The organism is uncultured Caulobacter sp., assembly GCF_937900395.1.
Taxonomy (GTDB): Bacteria; Pseudomonadota; Alphaproteobacteria; order Caulobacterales; family Caulobacteraceae; genus Caulobacter.
In genome coordinates this window covers 35,561-51,589 of record NZ_CALCDX010000152.1, presented here as the reverse complement: position 1 = coordinate 51,589, position 16,029 = coordinate 35,561, and the positions used below count along the sequence as shown (strand labels likewise).

Below are 16,029 nucleotides of genomic sequence, written 5' to 3'. Positions count from 1 at the left end.
CGCGCGTGGGCCAGCCCGGGGAGGGGACATGGCGAGATTTGCGGTGGGCGAGGCGGCGACGTCGGGCTTTGGCGTGGTCGCGCGACATCCCCTGGCCGTTGGCGGCTGGGCCCTGGCCCTGGTGGTGGGGCTGATCGTTCCGGCCATTGTCGGCCTCTTCTGGCTCGGCCCGGAGTTCGCGCGTCTGATCCAGATGGCGCTGACCCAGAAAACCGGCGCGACCGATCCAGGCATGTTCGACGATTTCATGCGGACTCAGTCGAGCATGACCGCCCTGAACATCCTCTACTGGCTGTGGTCTTCGTTCGTGCGGGCGGTGCTGTGCGGCGCGATTTTCCGCGCGGTGCTGATGCCGGAAGCCTCGGCCTGGGCCTTCCTGCGGATCAGCGGCCGCGAGCTGTGGATGACCCTGCTGTTCGTCGTGGAGCAGGTGCTGGCCATGATCGTCGTCTTCATCGTCGCCCTGCTGGTCATCGTCCTGACGGCGGTGGTCGCGGTCAGCGGCGGCGAGCAGGCGAAGACGACGGCGATCATCGTGGCCAGCTCGGCGACGGCGATCGCGGCGGGGGTCCTGATCTGGGTGGCGCTGCGCCTGTCGCTGGCCGCGCCGATGACCTTCGTCGACGCTCAGTTCCGCCTGTTCGAGTCCTGGACCCTGACCCGCGGCCAGGGCTGGCGCCTGCTGGGCATGGCCCTGCTGGTCGTGATCTTCATCCTGCTGATGGAGATGCTGGTCGGCGCCGCGGCGTTCGGCGTCGTCGTGGCGGCGGGCGGCTCGCTGGAGGCGATCCGCGGGCCCGGCGCGCTGGAAGCCTTCATCTCGCGGCCGCCCATCACGCTGCTGACGGAGCTGTGGCCGTGGCTGCTGGGATTGGGCGCCTTGTCGGCCGTGTTCAGCGCCGTGTTGCAGGCTGTGTTCTGGGCGCCCTGGGCGACCGCGCATAAGGCCTTGACCGCCAAGGCCTAGCCAAGGCCTTAGATTGTCAGGGCTCGCGCGACTCGGCGGTGGGCGGCGCGGAAGGGAACTTGATCGGATGACGGACGGATCGGCGAGCGTCGGAAGCTTGCTGAAGGCGGCGATCTCGCGCATGGGCGCGGCGCAGGCGTCATGCCTGGCCGCCCTGGTCGTGGCGGTGGCCCTGACGGTCTCGACGAACGTCTTGCCGCTCGCGCTTCGCCCGCTGGTCGTCCTGGTCGCCATCGTGATCGCGCAAGGCGCGCTGTATCGCCATGCCTTCGGTCGCAGCCGGGGGATCAACGGGCTGCGCTGGGGGCGCGACGAGTGGCGCCTGCTGGGGGCGCACCTTATGGGACTGGGCCTGTTCCTGCTGATCGGCTCGATCCTGCTGATCGTGATCGGCGCCATCACGCTGGGCGTGGCCCGCGCCAGCGCCCCTCAGCTGGATGTCGGCTCCGCCCAGGCCTGGCGGGCGGCGCTGGCCAACGCCGGACCTGCGGGCTTCGTCGCGGGGCTCGCGCCGCTGGTCGCACTGGCGATCCTGACCTGGCTGGCGCTGCGCCTGTCCTTCACCGCGCCGGCCACGGTCGCCGAGTCCGGGATCCGGGTGCTCAGCGCGTTTCCGCTGACCAAGGGCAAGGTTCCGATTCTGCTGCTTCCGGGCGTCTTTGCGCTGCCCATGGCGGCCAACCTGCTTTACGCCCTCGCGCCGCCGCGGGGAGTTGTCTCGACGGCGGGCTCCGCCATCTTGGCCTATGTCGTGATGGCGCCGATCTGGTCGGTTATGATGGCTCATCTTTACCGCCAAAGCGCGGTTTCGCAGGACGCTTAGATGTCAGTTCGCCCCACCGACGCGGCTCTTGAAGGTCTTCGCATCATGCGGCGCAAGCCGTTGGCGGTGCTGGCCTGGGCGGCGTTCTCCCTGGTCATGCTGCCGATCCTGGGCCTGATCGCCAAGATCGTGCTGGGCGACGAGGGACGCACGGCGCTGGCTGGCCGCGTCGGCTCGGCCGATCCGCGCGAGCTGCTCGATCTGGTCACCCATCTGGGCGGGGCGATGGTGCTGCTGATCGCCCTGGCCCTGGTGCTGGGCGCGGTGCTGCAGGCGGCGATCATCCGCTCCGTGGTCGAGCCCGACAACGACCGCCTGGCCTATCTGCGCCTGGGCCGCGAGGAGGTGCAGCTGCTGATCGTCTCGCTGATCACCTGGGCGGCCGCCCTCGGCGTCACCGTGATTCCGTCCGGCGCGGTCGTGCTGGGCGCGGCGCTTTTGTCGGGAGCCGCCGCCGGCTGGTTCGCCACCCTCGGCGCGCTCGCCGTCATCGGCCTGTCCCTGTGGGTCGCCGTGCGTTTGTCCCTGCTGGGGCCGCACGCCTTCTCGCATCATCACATCGACGTCCGCGCCGCCTGGATCCAGACTCACGGGCAGTTCTTCCGCCTGCTGGCCATGTTCGCCATGACCATCGCCCTGACCGCGCTGGTGTCGGTCCTGGGCGCCATGGTGTCGAGCGTCGTGGGCAACCTGATTAGCGGCGGCGTGGAGCCGGAGGCGGGCGGCGTCGTCGCCAGCCACCCGCGCCTGATCCTGTTCCTGCTGGCCAACATGCTGCTGGCGCCGATTTTCCTCACCCTGCAGACGGTGATCCTGGCCTCGGCGCCCGCCAAGGCCTTCGTCCACCTAAACCAGGACGAGATCGACGCGGGCCTGCACGACTAGTCCGCGGGTCTAGGCACCGGCGGTCGGCCGGGCGGCCATCCGCTCGCGCCAAGCCAGCACGTTCCGCGCCTCGGCCGGCGTCGGCAGGCCGATGAAGTCGGCGAAGTCCAGCGTGGTCTGTCCCACGATGTCGGCCATCGTATAGGTCTCGCCGGCAAGGTAGGGCCGGCCGTCGGACAGCTCGCGGTCCAGCCACATCAGGGTCTTGTCGACGGTCTCGCGATTGGACTCGCCGAAGTCCTTGTACTGTTTGAGCAGATGCGCCGTGAACGGATGGGCGTGGCGCCAGAACATGCTGATCGGGACCATCAGGCGCAGCTCGATGCGGCGGCTCCACATCTCGACCTGAGCCTGCTCCAGCGCGGTGACGCCAAACAGCGGCGGTGTCGGGTGCAGCGCCTCGAAATAGCGGCAGATGGCGACGGTCTCGCTGATCGTGGTCCCGTCGTCGAGCTCCAGCACCGGCACCTGACCAAGGCTATTGCGGGCCAGGTGCTCGGGCTGGCGATGACCGCCCTGGCGCAGGCCGATGTGGACCTCGGGGACCTCCAGTCCCTTCTCGGCCAGAAAGATCCGCACGCGGCGCGGATTGGGCGCGGGCATCGCCTCGCCGTAAAGCTTCATTATCGCGTTTCCTCTCCCGGTTCAAACGAATGTTAGAGGCCCGGGCGCGACCATCGCAAGCTCGTGCGAAAAAGCGTGTCGTCGGCTCTGTCGAAGCGGCGCGAACCTTGTTAGGGCTAGGGCCTGTCCGCAAAGCAAGAGTACGACATGTCCAGGTTCTCGGCCTCCGACGCCGCCTTCTCCGGTTTTCGACTGGTGCGGGAGAACTTGAAGGCCATCGCTGTCTGGGCGGCGGTGATGACGGTGCTGTCGATCATCTCCAATGTGCTGGCGATTCAGTACTTCGGGGTGAAGCTCGAAGCCCTGATGTCGTACCTTTCCGACAACAACAATCCGGACCCGGAGGAGGCCCTGCGGCTTATCGCGGATCTGACGCCGCTGATGCTGTGGTCGCTGCCCTACAGCCTGGTCGTGAACGGGGTGATCTTCGGCGCCCTCAACCGCCTGGTGCTTCGCCCGCAGGACAGCCGCTTCGCCTTTCTGCGCCTCGGGAAGCAGGAGCTCCGCCAAGCCGCCGTCTGGGTGCTGACCAGCTTGGTCCTGATGGGCGTGCTGTTCGCGGGCTCGCTGGTCGCGGGTTTCCTGGGCGGGATGGGCGGACCGACCGGGGCGTTCCTGGCGCTGCTGGGCCTCGTCGGTTCGTTCTGCGCGGTGATCTACCTCGCGGTGCGACTGTCGTTCGCGCCGGCGGTCACGTTCGAGACCCAGAAGATCACGGTCTTCAAGTCGATGCCCGAGACCAAGGGGCTCTTCTGGCCGCTGCTGGGGGCCTATCTGCTGGCGGTGGTGATGAGCATCATCGTCGTGCTGCTGATCTGGACGATCGTCTCGGCCATCGGCCTGATCGCCTCGGGGGATCTCTCGGCCACCGGCAAGATGCTGCGCGCCGACACCAGCTCGCTGCAGGCCTATTTCACGCCGGCGGGCATCGTCCAGGCGCTGTTCTCGGGCCTGATCTCGATCCTGACCACCCTGATCGTCTTCGGCCCCGCGCCGACCATCTATCGCGAGCTGAAGGGCGGGGCGTCCGGCGGGGCGCCGGGCGGCGGCTGGTAGGGTTCAGTCGCCACCACTCCGCATTATCCGTGTCATCCCGGCCGTAGCGCGAAGCGCGGAGAGCCGGGACCCAGGGCAGGCGCACTGCGCTTGGCCCCTGGGTCCCGGATAGCCTCTGCGAGGCTTCCGGGATGACACTTTAGATATGGCTCAAGAAGGTCCGGCTGGCCTAAGCGCGCGCCTTCTTCAGCTCAGCCACCCGCGCCTTGCGGCGTTCCTCGTGGCGATCCAGCAGCTCCTTCAGGTAGCGACCGGTCCAGCTGGCCTCGACCTTGGCGACATCCTGAGGGGATCCGGTCGCGACGATCTCGCCGCCGCCGTCGCCGCCTTCGGGCCCGAAGTCCAGCAGCCAGTCGGCGGTCTTGACCACGTCGAGGTTATGCTCGATCACGACCACGGTGTTGCCCTGGTCGGCCAGCTCGTGCAGCACCTCGAGCAGCTTCTTGGTGTCCTCGAAGTGCAGGCCGGTGGTCGGCTCGTCGAGGATGTACAGCGTCCGGCCGGTGGCCCGGCGCGACAGCTCCTTGGACAGCTTCACCCGCTGCGCCTCGCCGCCCGACAGGGTCGTGGCCTGCTGGCCGACCTTGATGTAGCTGAGGCCGACGCGTTTGAGCGTCTCCATCTTGTCGCGGATCGGCGGCACGGCCTTGAAGAAGTCGGCGGCCTCCTCGACGGTCATGTCCAGGACGTCGGCGATCGTCTTGCCCTTGAACACCACGTCCAGGGTCTCGCGGTTGTAGCGCTTGCCCTTGCAGACGTCGCAGGTGACGTAGACGTCCGGCAGGAAGTGCATCTCGATCTTGATGACGCCGTCGCCCTGGCAGGCCTCGCAGCGGCCGCCCTTGACGTTGAAGCTGAAGCGGCCGGGGCCATAGCCGCGCGCCTTGCTTTCCGGCAGGCCCGCGAACCAGTCGCGGATCGGGCCGAAGGCGCCGGTATAGGTCGCCGGGTTCGAGCGCGGCGTGCGGCCGATCGGCGACTGGTCGATGTCGATGACCTTGTCGAAGTGCTCCAGCCCCTCGATCCGCTCGTGCGGGGCGGGGGCGTCGCTGGCGTTGTTCAGGCGGCGCGCGGCGGCCTTGTAGAGCGTCTCGATCGTGAAGGTCGACTTGCCGCCGCCCGACACGCCGGTGATGCAGGTGAAGGTCCCGACCGGGATCTCGGCCGTGACGCCCTTCAGGTTGTTGCCCGTGGCGCCGACGACCTTCAGCACCTTCTTCTTGCTGATCGGTCGACGCTGTTCGGGCACCTCGATCTCGCGCACGCCGGTCAGGTACTGGCCGGTGACGCTCTTGGGGTTGGCCATGATCTGCTGAGGCGTGCCCTCGGCGACGATCTCACCGCCATGGACGCCCGCCGCCGGACCCATGTCGATCACGTAGTCGGCGGTCAGGATCGCCTCTTCGTCGTGCTCGACGACCAGCACGGAGTTGCCGAGGTCCCGCAGGCCCTGGAGCGAGGTCAGCAGGCGGGTGTTGTCGCGCTGGTGCAGGCCGATCGACGGCTCGTCCAGCACGTAGAGGACTCCCGTAAGACCTGAGCCGATCTGGCTGGCCAGGCGGATACGCTGGCTCTCGCCGCCGGAGAGGGTGCCCGAGCCGCGCGACATGTTCAGATAGTCGAGACCGACATCGACCAGGAACCGCAGGCGGTCGTTGATTTCCTTCAGGATCCGCCGGGCGATCTCCATCTGCTTGTCGGTCAGCCGGCCTTCCAGGGCGGTGAACCAGTCGCGGGCGGGACGGATGGCGAGGTTCGAGACCTCGGCGATATCCTTGCCGTCGACCTTCACGGCCAGGGCTTCGGGCTTCAGGCGCTTGCCGTGACAGGTCTCGCACGGCGTGTCGGACTGGTAGCGGCCCAGCTCCTCGCGGACCCACGAGCTGTCGGTCTCGCGCCAGCGGCGCTCCAGGTTCGGCAGCACGCCCTCGAAGGGCTTCTCGACCTCGTACTTCCGGGCGTTGTCGTCGTAGACGAACTTGATCTTGGTTCCGCGCGAGCCGTTCAGCACGACGTCCTTGGCGTCGGGCGACAGCTTGTGCCACGGCTCGTCCATCGAGAAGCCGTAGTGGCGCGCCAGGGCCTGCAGGGTCTGGGTGTAGAGCGGCGAGGGCCCCTTGGCCCACGGGGCCACCGCGCCCTTGTGCAGGCTCTTGTCCTTGTCGGGCACGACGAGGTCGGCGTCGAAGGCCAGCTTCGCGCCCAGGCCGTCGCAGACCGGGCAGGCGCCCGCCGGATTGTTGAACGAGAACAGCCGCGGCTCGATCTCGGCGATCGTGAAGCCGCTGACCGGACAGGCGAAGCGCTCCGAAAACAGGATGCGCTTGGGCTCCTTCTCGCCTTCCTCGATCGTGGCGAACTCGGCGACCGCCAGACCATCAGCCAGGCGCAGCGCCTGCTCGATGGAGTCGGCCAGGCGCTGCTCCATGTCGGGCTTGGTCACCACGCGGTCCACGACCACGTCGATGTCGTGCTTGAACTTCTTGTCGAGGGCCGGGGCGTCCTCGATCGGATAGAACTCGCCGTCGATCTTCAGCCGCTGGAAGCCGGCCTTCTGCCACTCGGCGATCTCCTTCTTGTACTCGCCCTTGCGGTCGCGGACGACCGGGGCCAGCAGGTAGAGACGCGTGCCCTCGGGCAGGGCGGTGATCTTGTCGACCATCTGGCTGATGGTCTGGCTCTCGATCGGCAGGCCGGTGGCGGGCGAGTAGGGGACCCCGACCCGAGCCCACAGCAGGCGCATGTAGTCGTGGATCTCGGTCACCGTGCCGACGGTCGAGCGCGGGTTGCGCGACGTGGTCTTCTGCTCGATCGAGATCGCGGGCGACAGGCCTTCGATCAGGTCGACGTCGGGCTTGCTCATCAGCTCCAGAAACTGACGCGCATAGGCCGACAGGCTCTCCACGTAGCGGCGCTGGCCCTCGGCGTAGATCGTGTCGAAGGCGAGCGACGACTTGCCCGAGCCCGACAGGCCGGTCAGGACGACCAGCTCGCCGCGGGGGATGTCGACGCTGACGTCCTTCAGATTGTGCTCACGGGCGCCGCGAACGCGGATGAAGTTCAGTTGCTCGGCCATGTTTTCCGGAACGTTGGGCCGCCCGATTGGTGGCGGCGCAGCGGCTATATGTAGGGCTCGATCCGGGAATTAACACAAGAACAAGATGCGAACAAATGTCGCGCGCGCGAGGCCAAGCTTCTGCTGACAGCGGATGTCAGCATGAAGCGCGCGGGGCGCCCGTTTTCGCGTCTGGCCGTTCGTCTTTCCTAAACCCTGTTTGGAAGCGGGTTCTTCAAGGGGCGGTGCTTTACAGCTCGATCTTGGGTCGAGTTGGGGCCCGCCGGAGAGGGACCGGAACCATGGCCAAGGCAGAGGCCGAGAGCGTCAAGCAGGCCGCCAAGCACGGCGCGTTCAACAGCATGCGTCCGCCGAAGCCGCGCTCGGTGGTCATCGATGGCCTGGTGTTCATCGGCGGCGTCGGGGCGCTGCTTTGGGTCCTCTGCAACATGGCCCCGACCTAGAGACGCGCTTTGCGTTTGCCTGCCCCGCGGGACAAGCGTCCATCGCCCGCCTTCGTCGGTCCCATCGACGAAATCCCGTGGCGAACGCCGACCCGCGACAGCAAGTCGCGGTACGAGGACGAAGGCTCGCGCAAGCAGCGTTGTCGCGACTATCATCGTGGGCGGGCGCCAGGATTTTCTGAACGAAATCTGAGCTCTACGGGCGCGCCGCCACCTAGCCTTCGCGAGGGCGGCTGCTTCTAGAGGAGAACGCCGTTGGCCCATCTCGGGGGCGTTCGCTTTTGCTCAACCTTCTTTCGAAGCCCCGTGTTCAGCGTGATTTTTGAAAACGTTTGCGACCGGGCCTGGGGCTCGAGGCAATCGGAACCACTCTCGTCATGTCGCAGGACACCGCCAAACAGGACGCCAAGCGCGAGGCGTTCAAAGCCTTGAACGCGGGCAAGCCGCGTTCCGTGATCATCGACGGGCTGGTGTTCATCGGCGGCGTCGGATCGCTGCTCTGGGTCCTGCGCCACATGACGCCCTAGGCGCCGCACTAGGCCCTGTCGATACGCGCCGCGTAGCAGCCCCACTTGGCGTAGTGGGCGTGCAGATAGGCGATTTCCGGATCCTCGAATAACGTCTCGATCAGGGCATCCGCCGCCGCGCCCTCGGTCACGTCGGCGGCGCGCATCATCCCATGAATGTCGAACGCCCTGAGCGACAGCAGGCGACGCCTTAGCGCGGGCGGCATTTCGTCGACGGTCGAGACCGCCTCTACGCCCTCGCGCACGAAGATCGCATGACTGGCGCGGAAGGGCGTCGGCGCGGGCTGATGCTCGTAGTTCACCAGGATCAGCGTCTCGCCCGGCCGCGCGTCGTCAAGGCTGACGCGGCAGGGAAAGCCCAGCGGCGCGTCGGCGATCACGCGTCGGGCGCCGCGCGCGGCCAAGGCCTCGTCATCCAGCTGGAACAGGGGTGCGAAGGGCGCGGGCGATAGGCTGGTCACGGCGTAGGACATGTCTTGAACTCCCTTGTGGCCAGGTTTTTCGTCTTGGCCGGCCGCGCGCGACACCCGATCCTTGCGGTCCGGCTCCGCTTGCCGCTTTCCGGCGGCGGGCGTAGACACATCGCCATCCCACCGATGGAGGCCCCCATGATCAGCAAGACGGAAGATCGCTTCGCCCTTTCCGTTTCCCTGACCGTGGGGTCGCATGTCCTTCGTCACCCTGGATTCCGTTTCCGCCGCCACGCCTGACGGCCGGCCTCTCTTCGAAAATCTAAACCTGTCCGTCGGGGCCGAGCGCATCGGCCTAGTGGGCCGCAATGGCGCGGGCAAGTCGACCCTGCTGGCTCTGATTGCGGGCGACCGCGCGCCGACGAGCGGCGCCGTTTCGCGCGCGGGCGCCGTCGCCATGCTCGACCAGACGCCCGATCTCTCCGCCGGAGCGCGGCTGGTCGACCTGCTGGGCGTCGGCGCGGCCTGGGACCGCCTGGCGCGCATCGAACTTGGCGAGGGCGACGATGTCGACCTCGTCGAGGCGGACTGGGATCTGCCGGCGCGGCTGGAGCAGGCCTTGGCCGAGGTCGGCCTGAACGACTTTGAGCCCGAGCGTCCGGCGACCGCGCTGTCGGGCGGCCAGGCGACCCGCGCCGGCCTCGCGCGCCTGCTGCTCGCGCGGCCGGACGTGTTGCTGCTGGACGAGCCGACCAACAACCTCGACGCCGAGGCGCGGGCGTTCGTGCTCCAGGCGCTGAAACGCTGGCGGCGCGGCGCGGTGGTGGTCAGCCACGACCGCTCCCTGCTTCGCGAGATGGATAGGATCGTCGAGCTGTCGCCCTTGGGCGCGCGGTCCTATGGCGGCGGCTACGACCTCTATGCCGAGCGCAAGGCGCTGGAGGCGGAGGCCGCCCAGCGCGATCTCGACCACGCCGAGCGCGAGGTCCGTCGCGTCGCGCGCGAGGCCCAGGTGGCCCGCGAGCGCAAGGACCGCCGCGACGCCGCCGGTCGCCGCTTCGCCGACCGAGGCGGGACGCCGAAGATCCTGCTGGGCATGATGGCCGAGCGCGCCGAGACCAGCGGGGCCAAGGAGGGCAAGCTCGCGGGGAAGCTCGCCGCTCAGGCCGAGGAGGCCCGCGCCGCCGCCGAGACGCGGGTGGAGCGGGCCCGCCTGCTGGGCTTCGACCTGCCCTCCAGCGGCCTGCCGGACGGGCGCATGGTCCTGGTGTTCGAGGCGGTCGGCTTCGCCTGGCCGGACGGCCGCCGGGTCTTCGAGGACCTGTCCTTCCGGATCACCGGTCCCGAGCGCCTGGCGGTGCTGGGACCGAACGGCGCCGGCAAGACCACCCTGATCCGCCTGGCGACCGGCCAGCTGGCGCCGACGGCGGGCGAGGTTCGGCTTCAGGCGCCGTTCGCCCTGCTGGATCAGCGCGCGGCCGTGCTCGACGACAGCCAGACGATCCTGGAGAACTTCCGCCGCCTGAACCCGGGCGCCAGCGTCAATGACGCCCACGCGGCCCTGGCGCGGTTCCTGTTCCGCAACGCCGCCGCCTTGCAGAGGGCGGGGACGCTCAGCGGAGGAGAGCGCCTCCGCGCCGCCCTGGCCTGCGTCCTCTGCGCCGCGATCCCGCCGCAGCTGCTGATCCTGGACGAGCCGACCAACCACCTGGATCTCGACTCCGTGCGGGCGGTCGAGGCGGCGCTGGCCGGTTATGACGGCGCTCTGCTGGTGGTCAGCCACGACGAGGATTTCCTGGCGGCGATCGGTGTCGATCGGTCGATCACGCTGAAAAGCCCGTGACGCGCCGCCGAGCGGGCGTTATCACTATGTGACCGGTAACATCGGACATCGATCCGATGACCCGCGCGCAGGGCGAGGACGAGATGGACGAGCATCGGGACCACCCCCTCAGGGTGACATTGAGCGAGCTGATGCACCTGCGGGCTCTGCCTCTAGACGGCGCGCCAGTCCGGTTGCGCCAGTGGGTGTTCCTGGTCGAGCCTTCCGAGCGGGAGGCCGAGGCGGCCTTCGTCGGGTTATTCGCGCCGGGCCAGGACCCGGCCCTGGGACGCGCGGTCAGCGTGAGCGAGACCGGCGGCTGGCTGTGGGAGCGGCATCAGGAGTTCTCGACCTGGACCTGGTTCGCCTATGGCCCGCTGGGTGACGAGCTTGGCTTCCAGGCCGAGGCGGACGAACGCTTCTTTTGGCTGCATGGCGCGCCGGGCCAGGTGTTCCGCGGCGTCGAGATCTCGGTCGGGGCCGCCGGCGATCCGCCGCCCGGGGAAGCCGCGCTCAGTCGCCACATCGACCTTCGCCGCTGCGTCTCGTGCGAGGTGTTCGATGGCGCGGCGCGGATCTGGACCGACTTTCGCCTGCGCGAGGGCGGGGCGGGGCGCATCCACGTCCATAACCAGGGCCTGGCCAATGACGAGGTCTCGCGGCTGGTCCAGACGCTGCTGGAGATCGGCAACTACCGGAAGCTCGCCCTGCTGGGTTTCGCGCCGGCCCGCGAGACCCTGGCCTGGCTGGACGGCGCCGAGGCGCGACTGGCCGCCATCACCGGCGACCTGGCGGCGGGCGAGGACAGCCAGGGCGTGCTGGACGATCTGCTGAGACTCTCGGCCGAGGTGGAGGCGCGGGCGGCCACCAGCCGCTTCCGGCGGGGCGCGACGGAATCCTATCACCAGCTGACGCTGGACCGGCTTGAAGCCCTGCGCGAGCGGCGGCTGCCGGGCCACTCGACCATGAGCGAGTTCATCGCCCGCCGCCTGCTGCCGGCCATGCGCACGCGCGAGGCGGCGGATCGGCGGTTGGACGATTTGTCCCAGCGGGTGGCGCGTTGCGGTGATTTGCTGCGCGCCAAGCTGGGCCTGGCTCAGGATCGCCAGAACCAGGAGACCTTGCGCGGCATGGACGCCAGCTTGCAACTGCAGACCAAGCTGCAGGGCCTGGTCGAGGGGCTGTCGATCTTCGCCGTCGGCTACTACGTGCTGGGCCTGCTGGGCTATCTGCTGAAGCCCTGGCTGCACGGCTGGCCGGGTGGGGGAGAGCGGGTGCTGTCGGCCCTGGTCCCGCTCGTGTTGATCGCCGTGGCCGCCAGTCTGCAACGACGCAAGAAGCGCTTGATCGGCGACGAGCGGTCCTGAGCGCCCTATAGGGACGGCATGGACCTCGAGGCCTTCATCCAGGCGAACCTCCCCGTTGAGCCTGTCCCTGGCGTTCCGGAGGTCCGCTTGCATCGGGCCGGTCCGCGCAGCGGACTGATGCGCCTGGCCGAGGCCGATCCCGATTTCGGCTCGCCGTACTGGGCGCGGTGCTGGGGCGGCGGGCTGGCTCTGGCGCGGCATGTGCTGGACCATCCGGAGACGGTCGCCGGCCGGCGCGTGCTCGATCTCGGCGCGGGTTCGGGGCTGGTCGCGATCGCGGCGATGAAGGCCGGGGCGGCGAGCGCCCTGGCGGTCGATGTCGATCCCTACGCGGTCGCCGCCACGCGCCTCAACGCCGAGGCCAATGCGGTGGCCTTGGAAACTCGGCTGGCGGACCTCACCAACGGCGCGCCGCCTTCGGACATCGATCTGATGCTGGTCGGCGATCTCTTTTATGACGCCGATCTGGCCAGCGCGGTCCTGCCGTTCCTGCGGCGCTGCGCGGCGCCGGGCGTCGCGGTGCTGATCGGCGATCCGTGGCGCGCGCATCTGCCGGGCGAGCGGCTGAGCGTCCTCGCCGAATATCCGGTCGCCGACTTCGGCGATCCGGGCGGCGTCTTGCGAAACGCCGCCGTGTTCTCGCTCTCGGCCTAGGCCCGGCGGTTCAAGGTGATGGCCGCGCCCATCGACGGACGGTCGTTGACCATGCCGCCGGCGCCATAGGTGGTGGCCGGGGCGGCGCGCTGGTTGGCGATCTCTTCGGCCACGGCGCGGACCAGACCCTCGGTGACCGTGCGGGCGGCGTCGACCGCGCGAGCCTGGCGGGCCAGCACCGCGTCGAAGGCCTCGGTGGCGCGCTTCAGGCGCTGGCGTAGTTCCGGACGCGCCGTTTCGATCAGGGCGACATTGGCGCGCACCCGCATCGATTCGTGCCGATAGACATTGGCCAGCTTGGCGGTCTCTTCGACGTATTGCGCCGCCTCGTGCGGGCGGCGGTTCTCGAAGGCCTGGGCCTCCTTGGCGATCAGGTCGGTCAAGCGTTCGGTCAGCAGGATCAGCTGGTTGACGCGATCGTCGGCGTCGACGGCGGCGATGGCCATGGGGTTACTCCTTCAGACCTTGAAGCTTCAGCATCTCGCGTTCGACGGTCGGGGCCAGGCCGACGCCGCCGGCCTTGGCGACCTGCTTGGCCATGGCTTCGGCCATCACCGACTTGAACATCTCCTCGCCCTGGCCGCCGCCGAAGGGCTCGGAGGTTTTCACGCCCTCGAACATCTGCTGCATCATCACCGACAGGAACGAGGCCTCGAAGTTCTGGGCCGTGTCCTTGATCTTGGCGCGTTTGGCGGTGTCCTTGGCCATATCCTCGATGGAGGCGGCCGCGCCCTTGACCGCCTGGGCGGCGGTCTTCACGGCGGCGGTCGTCGCGCCGAACTGCGGAACGAAGGTCGAGATCGTCGAGAAGGCGCTCATCACATCACCTCGATGTCGGCTTGCAGGGCGCCGGCGGCCTTAACGGCCTGCAGGATCGAGATCATGTCGCGCGGCGTGACGCCCAAGGCGTTCAGGCCGCCGACCAGGCTCTTCAGCGACGGCGCGCCGCCCAGGGTGAGCAGCTGCTTGCCCTTTTCCTCCTCGACGCTGACGGTCGACTGGGGAACGACCGCCGTGCGGCCCTGGCTGAACGGCGCCGGCTGGCTGACGGCCGGGGTCTCCTGCACCGTGATCGTCAGGTTGCCCTGGGCGATCGCCACCTGGCTGATGCGGACGTCGTCGCCCATGACGATGACGCCAGCCACCTCGTCGATCACCACCTTGGCCGGGAAGTCGGGCTCGACCTCCAGGTTCTCGATGTTGGTCACGAAGCTGATCATGTCCATGCCGGGCGGGGCGCGGACGGCGACGATGGTCGGGTTCTGCGCCTGGGCGCAGCCGGGGAACTTCTTGTTGACGGCGTCGGCGATGCGGCGGGCGGTGGTGAAGTCCGGATTGCGCAGGGTCATGCGCAGGATGTCCATGTTCACCATCTGGAAGCCGGTCTCGCGCTCGATGATGCCGCCCGAGGCGATGCGGCCCGCGGTCGGCACGCCCTTGGTGACAGAGCTGCCCGAGGCGCCGCCGGCGGAGACCGAACCGGTCTGCACCGTGCCCTGGGCGACCGCGTAGGTCTGGCCGTCGGCGCCCTGCAGGCTGGTGACCAGCAGGGTCCCGCCCAGCAGGCTCTTGGCGTCGCCCAGCGCCGAGACGTTGACGTCCAGCTTCGAACCGGCGGCCGAGAAGGGCGGCAGGCTGGCGGTCACCATGACCGTGGCGTTGTTCTTGGTGTTCAGGGTCGCGTCGCGGACGTTGACGCCCTGTCGCTCCAGCATCGCCTCCAGGCTCTGCTTGGTCATCGGCGCGTTGCGCAGGGAGTCGCCGGTGCCGTTCAGGCCGACGACGACGCCGTAGCCGACCAGCTGGTTCTCGCGGACGCCTTCGAAGGCGACGATGTCCTTGATGCGCGACTTGGCGAACGCCGGCGCCGCCATCAGGGCGGAAGCGGCGACCAGGGCGGTCAGAACCGGGCGAAGAACGGTGCGAAAGAATGAACGCGGCATGGCAGTCCCGTGGCGGGGAGACGTCCCCGTGTCCCGTCATGCCAAAAACGGGCCAGTTTCAAGGTGTTGTGAATCAAGGGATTCTTGGCGCGCCTGGGGTTCCGGCGGCGCCTCCAGGCAGATTCTGCCCGGCATTAACCATACTTCAAGCGCGCAAACCGACTATGATTGTGCGACGAGACAAGTGACTCGCGTGTCTGAGCTTTTGGAGCTTGTCGGATGAAGGTTTCCAGCACGGGGGGCGTGGGGGCGGCGGGACCGTCTCGGGCCAAGTCCTCTGGCGGGGCTTCGGGCTTCTCCCTGCCATCGGTGAACGCCGCCAGCGGCGCGGCCAGCACGGCTTCGGTCGGCGGCCTGTCGGGCGTCGGCTCGGTCGATGCGCTTCTGGCCCTGCAGGCGGCCGGCGCGGTCGGCGATCCCCTGGAACGCAAGAAGCGCGCGGTGCGCCGCGCCGACCATATCCTCGACATCCTGGGCGAGGTCCGCATCGCCCTGATCGACGGCGACATCGCCCCTTCGACGCTGGCCAACCTGCAGCGCGCCATTCGCGAGCAGCGCGACCAGACCGACGATCCGCGTCTGGAGGGCGTGCTCAATGAGATCGAGACTCGAGCGGCCGTCGAGTTGGCCAAGCTTCAGGCTCGGGGCGGCTGACATGGGGTGGGCCGGACGCGCAAATGATCGCCGGTCCCGCAGCGCTTGGCGCTCCCGCGCGTTTTACATCTGTCCATGCCGTCGTTCGACGGGCTCGCGCGAAGAGCTTTTCGCTCTTCATGCGAGGTTCATTGAACGCGGCTCACCTTTTGGTATAAGCGCTCGGCCCTTGAGGGCTGAGTTCATTGGGGCGTGAGGCGTTGATGCAGACGGCCACTGTTCTAGTCGAGAAATCCGATTATCGTCCTTCCGAGGACGAGCCTTTTATGAACGACCGGCAGCTTGAGTACTTCAAGAACAAGTTGCTGGCCTGGAAGGAAGAGATCCTCCGCGAATCTCGCGAGACGGTGACCCACCTCCAGAAAGAAACCGAGAACCACGCCGATCTCGCCGATCGTGCGTCCTCGGAAACTGACCGAGCCCTTGAGCTCCGCACCCGCGACCGCCAACGAAAGCTGATCTCCAAAATCGACCAGGCCCTGCGCCGAGTCGAGGATGGCTCCTACGGCTACTGCGAGGAGACGGGCGAGCCGATCGGCCTCGCTCGCCTGGAAGCCCGTCCGACGGCGACCATGAGCGTGGAAGCCCAGGAGCGTCACGAACGCCGCGAACGCGTCCACCGCGACGACTAAGCCGGATCATCGGATGCGCGATCGGGCGACGCTCGATCGCGCGTTTTTCCAGGCGTGAGCTGTTTCGCCACGGAAGCGATAAACCTGCTCTTGTCAGGAATCGAGCGCGCAACCTAGGGTGCTCGGCGTCACCGTATGGTGACGCT

18 protein-coding genes are annotated in these 16,029 nt (G+C 68.2%); 12 read left to right on the top strand and 6 right to left on the bottom strand.

Going from position 1 to position 16,029, the window contains the following annotated elements:
- Positions 1-28: 28 nt before the first annotated feature.
- The 3 genes from Q0379_RS12900 to Q0379_RS12890 all read left to right on the top strand — a co-directional run bounded on the left by Q0379_RS12900 (position 29) and on the right by Q0379_RS12890 (position 2,675).
- The gene (locus Q0379_RS12900; protein ID WP_299009240.1) at positions 29-967 is read left to right on the top strand and encodes a hypothetical protein; all 939 of its coding nucleotides are present in this window, start codon (positions 29-31) and stop codon (positions 965-967) included.
- 67 nt (positions 968-1,034) lie between these two features.
- On the top strand, positions 1,035-1,790 hold the full coding sequence (locus Q0379_RS12895; RefSeq protein ID WP_299009237.1) for a hypothetical protein: 756 nt from the start codon (positions 1,035-1,037) through the stop codon (positions 1,788-1,790).
- Entirely contained in the window at positions 1,791-2,675 is an 885-nt protein-coding gene (locus Q0379_RS12890; RefSeq protein ID WP_299009234.1) for a hypothetical protein, read from the top strand.
- A 9-nt stretch (positions 2,676-2,684) separates the two neighbouring features.
- On the opposite strand, the gene Q0379_RS12885 is transcribed toward Q0379_RS12890, so the two are convergent.
- Positions 2,685-3,299 (bottom strand): glutathione S-transferase, encoded by a 615-nt coding sequence (locus Q0379_RS12885; protein ID WP_299009232.1) that lies wholly within the window; start codon positions 3,297-3,299, stop codon positions 2,685-2,687.
- A 147-nt stretch (positions 3,300-3,446) separates the two neighbouring features.
- On the opposite strand from Q0379_RS12885, the gene Q0379_RS12880 reads away from it, so the two are divergent.
- Complete coding sequence (locus tag Q0379_RS12880) at positions 3,447-4,355, top strand: hypothetical protein (protein ID WP_299009230.1); 909 nt, start codon at positions 3,447-3,449, stop codon at positions 4,353-4,355.
- Positions 4,356-4,524: 169 nt separating this feature from the next.
- Here Q0379_RS12880 and uvrA read toward each other — a convergent pair whose 3' ends face one another.
- Positions 4,525-7,431, bottom strand: a complete 2,907-nt coding sequence (gene uvrA / locus Q0379_RS12875) for an excinuclease ABC subunit UvrA (protein WP_299009228.1) — start codon at positions 7,429-7,431, stop codon at positions 4,525-4,527.
- A gap of 281 nt (positions 7,432-7,712) precedes the next feature.
- On the opposite strand from uvrA, the gene Q0379_RS12870 reads away from it, so the two are divergent.
- The gene (locus tag Q0379_RS12870; protein ID WP_082769637.1) at positions 7,713-7,874 is read left to right on the top strand and encodes a hypothetical protein; all 162 of its coding nucleotides are present in this window, start codon (positions 7,713-7,715) and stop codon (positions 7,872-7,874) included.
- A gap of 377 nt (positions 7,875-8,251) precedes the next feature.
- Complete coding sequence (locus Q0379_RS12865) at positions 8,252-8,401, top strand: hypothetical protein (protein WP_299009223.1); 150 nt, start codon at positions 8,252-8,254, stop codon at positions 8,399-8,401.
- A gap of 8 nt (positions 8,402-8,409) precedes the next feature.
- Here Q0379_RS12865 and Q0379_RS12860 read toward each other — a convergent pair whose 3' ends face one another.
- Entirely contained in the window at positions 8,410-8,874 is a 465-nt protein-coding gene (locus Q0379_RS12860) for a DUF1203 domain-containing protein (RefSeq protein WP_299009221.1), read from the bottom strand.
- A 123-nt stretch (positions 8,875-8,997) separates the two neighbouring features.
- Between Q0379_RS12860 and Q0379_RS12855 the strand changes: the two genes are divergently transcribed.
- The 4 genes from Q0379_RS12855 to Q0379_RS12840 are packed head-to-tail and all read left to right on the top strand — an operon-like array spanning position 8,998 to position 12,654.
- Positions 8,998-9,111: a hypothetical protein gene (locus tag Q0379_RS12855; protein ID WP_299009317.1), complete on the top strand. Its 114-nt coding sequence runs from the start codon at positions 8,998-9,000 to the stop codon at positions 9,109-9,111.
- Positions 9,068-10,654 (top strand): ABC-F family ATP-binding cassette domain-containing protein, encoded by a 1,587-nt coding sequence (locus Q0379_RS12850; RefSeq protein ID WP_299009219.1) that lies wholly within the window; start codon positions 9,068-9,070, stop codon positions 10,652-10,654. Before Q0379_RS12855 ends, Q0379_RS12850 begins: the two co-directional genes overlap by 44 nt.
- A gap of 56 nt (positions 10,655-10,710) precedes the next feature.
- A complete protein-coding gene (locus Q0379_RS12845; protein ID WP_299009217.1) occupies positions 10,711-12,000 on the top strand; it encodes a DUF3422 family protein in 1,290 nt (429 codons plus the stop codon).
- Positions 12,001-12,018: 18 nt separating this feature from the next.
- Positions 12,019-12,654, top strand: coding sequence for a 50S ribosomal protein L11 methyltransferase (locus tag Q0379_RS12840; protein ID WP_299009215.1), 636 nt, complete (start codon positions 12,019-12,021; stop codon positions 12,652-12,654).
- On the opposite strand, the gene Q0379_RS12835 is transcribed toward Q0379_RS12840, so the two are convergent.
- The 3 genes from Q0379_RS12835 to Q0379_RS12825 are packed head-to-tail and all read right to left on the bottom strand — an operon-like array spanning position 12,651 to position 14,597.
- Entirely contained in the window at positions 12,651-13,100 is a 450-nt protein-coding gene (locus Q0379_RS12835) for a flagellar basal body protein (RefSeq protein WP_299009213.1), read from the bottom strand. The genes Q0379_RS12840 and Q0379_RS12835 overlap by 4 nt on opposite strands.
- 4 nt (positions 13,101-13,104) lie before the next feature.
- On the bottom strand, positions 13,105-13,473 hold the full coding sequence (locus tag Q0379_RS12830) for a rod-binding protein (RefSeq protein WP_299009211.1): 369 nt from the start codon (positions 13,471-13,473) through the stop codon (positions 13,105-13,107).
- Positions 13,473-14,597, bottom strand: coding sequence for a flagellar basal body P-ring protein FlgI (locus Q0379_RS12825; protein WP_299009209.1), 1,125 nt, complete (start codon positions 14,595-14,597; stop codon positions 13,473-13,475). The genes Q0379_RS12830 and Q0379_RS12825 overlap by 1 nt, the downstream gene beginning before the upstream one ends.
- A gap of 219 nt (positions 14,598-14,816) precedes the next feature.
- On the opposite strand from Q0379_RS12825, the gene Q0379_RS12820 reads away from it, so the two are divergent.
- Positions 14,817-15,251: a flagellar assembly protein FliX gene (locus Q0379_RS12820; RefSeq protein WP_299009207.1), complete on the top strand. Its 435-nt coding sequence runs from the start codon at positions 14,817-14,819 to the stop codon at positions 15,249-15,251.
- Between the two features lie 203 nt (positions 15,252-15,454).
- Positions 15,455-15,883, top strand: coding sequence for an RNA polymerase-binding protein DksA (gene dksA, locus Q0379_RS12815; RefSeq protein WP_013078283.1), 429 nt, complete (start codon positions 15,455-15,457; stop codon positions 15,881-15,883).
- Positions 15,884-16,029: the final 146 nt, after the last annotated feature.